This is a genomic window from Neisseria sp. P0001.S005 (assembly GCF_051963715.1).
The window spans coordinates 1-1,994 of record NZ_JBQCTZ010000356.1 but is presented as its reverse complement, the minus strand read 5'-3'; the positions used below and the strand labels follow the sequence as shown (position 1 = coordinate 1,994).

Below are 1,994 nucleotides of genomic sequence, written 5' to 3'. Positions count from 1 at the left end.
CCACCTATCCAATTCCAAACCGCATCGCTCCATTTGCCGATACGGTAGAGAAACAAAGAATAGCTCTCCTGCATCAGAAACTTGGCTTTCTTGCTGCGCTCGTCAAAGCGCGTGGTCGGAGTGGCGGAGAACTGCGCGTCTGACAAGCCCAAATCAGCAGCCATTTCTTCGGCACGCGCCAAATGATACGGGTCGCTGACAATGATAATGCTGCCGACTCCGTTGGCGTGCATGATGGGGATGATATTGCGCAGGTTTTCGTAAGTGTTGCGCGACGTGTTTTCAAATAGGATATTGTGCGCCGGTATGCCCTGCTTGAGCGCGTATCGGCGCCCCACTTCGGCTTCGGTCATAAATCCTTTTTTGGGTGTACCGCCGGTGAAAATGATTTTGCCGACCCGATGGCTTTGGTAGAGCGTGATAGCGTGGTTGATGCGCTCACGGAATACCGGCGACGGGCGTTTGTCCCACGCCGCCGCACCCAACACCACCGCCGCATCGGCATGAGCGTCCTTCGGCAAGGTTTGCAAACCTGTCCGGTAAATCTGCCATGTGCCGGTCAAAAAAATACCGCACACCAGCAAAACGCTCAAAGCAAGGCCGCGAAACAGGTAATATCGCAGGCCATTGCGGCTTTTAAGCAGGGAAATCATCTTCAGACAGCCTTATCCAACCCCGTCAGCCGAGTAGGGCGGCAATGTTTTCCAACGGACGGCCGATGGCTGCGCGCGTAGGCGTTACCAAAACGGGACGCTCGAGCAGGGCAGGGTGTTCGACGATTGCCTGAAGCAGGGCGGCATTGTCCAAATCGGGATTGTCCAAACCCAATTCTTTGTACAAATCGTCTTTCGTGCGCATCATGCCGCGCACCGATTCGATGCCGAGTTTGGCAAACATATCCTGCAAAGTCGCCAAATCAGGCGCGGTATCCAGATATTTGACTACATCGGCGGCAACGCCTTTTTCTTCGAGCAAAGCCAGCGCGGCACGCGATTTGCTGCAACGCGGGTTGTGATAAAGTGTGAATTCAGACGGCATGAAAGTCTCCGTATTATTGCAAAATCATTCAATGATGGCGGTTATTATCGTCTGCAACTGATTTTTACTCAAACTTTTTACCTGATATCTTGATATGAATCGGTAGGCATACCCACCAAACCGTTTTACAATAAACACAATTTCGATTGGCAACCTCAAGGATACAACCATGAAAGCCTTAACCGCCCTTCTCTTGTCCGCCACCGTTTTTACCTCTGCGCCGGCCTTTGCCGCCGATGAAACAGCAGGTTGGCAGGACAACAAACCGCAAAGCCTGGAATCGCTCAAAGCCCCCGTGCGCGTGGTCAACCTTTGGGCAACCTGGTGCGGCCCCTGCCGTAAAGAAATGCCCGCCATGTCGGCATGGTACAAAGCTCAGAAAAAAGGCAGCGTCGATATGGTCGGCATCGCGCTGGATACGACCGACAACATCGGCAAGTTCCTGAAACAAACGCCGGTCAGCTATCCGATTTGGCGTTACACCGGCGCCAACAGCCGCAACTTCATGAAAGCCCACGGCAACAACGTCGGCGTATTGCCCTTCACTGTCGTCGAAGCGCCGAAATGCGGCTACAAACAAACCATCACCGGCGAAGTCAACGAAAAAAGCCTGACCGCCGCCGTGAATTTGGCCAAAACCAAATGTAAATAAAACAGCGGATAAGGTGCTTAACCTACGCTGATACCGAGGCCGTCTGAAACCCAATCGTTCAGACGGCCCTTTTTCAAACCATATTGCTTTGTGTTGCAAACCGGCAGTGTCTCCACAGGCAGAACCGAGGTTTCACTATCAAAAAGCAGCCGAAATATTTATAATCTGTGAATATCCCCATTTTTTCAGACGGCATGTTGCCCTATCGATGACGCCGGCCGTCTGACTCCCTATTTTCAGGAAAACCCATGATCCGTTTCGAACAAGTTTCCAAAACCTATCCCGGCGGTTTCGAAGCCCTGAA

3 protein-coding genes are annotated in these 1,994 nt (G+C 52.2%); 1 reads left to right on the top strand and 2 read right to left on the bottom strand.

Annotated elements, in window-relative coordinates; translation table 11 throughout:
* On the bottom strand, positions 1-653 hold a 653-nt coding region (locus tag ACTHSP_RS20095; protein ID WP_440346781.1), incomplete at its 3' end, for a YdcF family protein.
* Between the two features lie 25 nt (positions 654-678).
* On the bottom strand, positions 679-1,038 hold the full coding sequence (arsC, locus tag ACTHSP_RS20090) for an arsenate reductase (glutaredoxin) (RefSeq protein ID WP_254347191.1): 360 nt from the start codon (positions 1,036-1,038) through the stop codon (positions 679-681).
* 169 nt (positions 1,039-1,207) lie between these two features.
* Here arsC and ACTHSP_RS20085 point away from each other — a divergent pair, with 169 nt between their 5' ends.
* Positions 1,208-1,690, top strand: a complete 483-nt coding sequence (locus tag ACTHSP_RS20085; protein ID WP_308887765.1) for a TlpA disulfide reductase family protein — start codon at positions 1,208-1,210, stop codon at positions 1,688-1,690.
* Positions 1,691-1,994: the final 304 nt, after the last annotated feature.

Excerpts from the sequence above, each read along its gene's own strand:
- arsC (WP_254347191.1), bottom strand. The coding sequence starts at position 1,038 with ATGCCGTCTGAATTCACACTTTATCACAACCCGCGTTGCAGCAAATCG.
- ACTHSP_RS20085 (WP_308887765.1), top strand. The coding sequence starts at position 1,208 with ATGAAAGCCTTAACCGCCCTTCTCTTGTCCGCCACCGTTTTTACCTCT.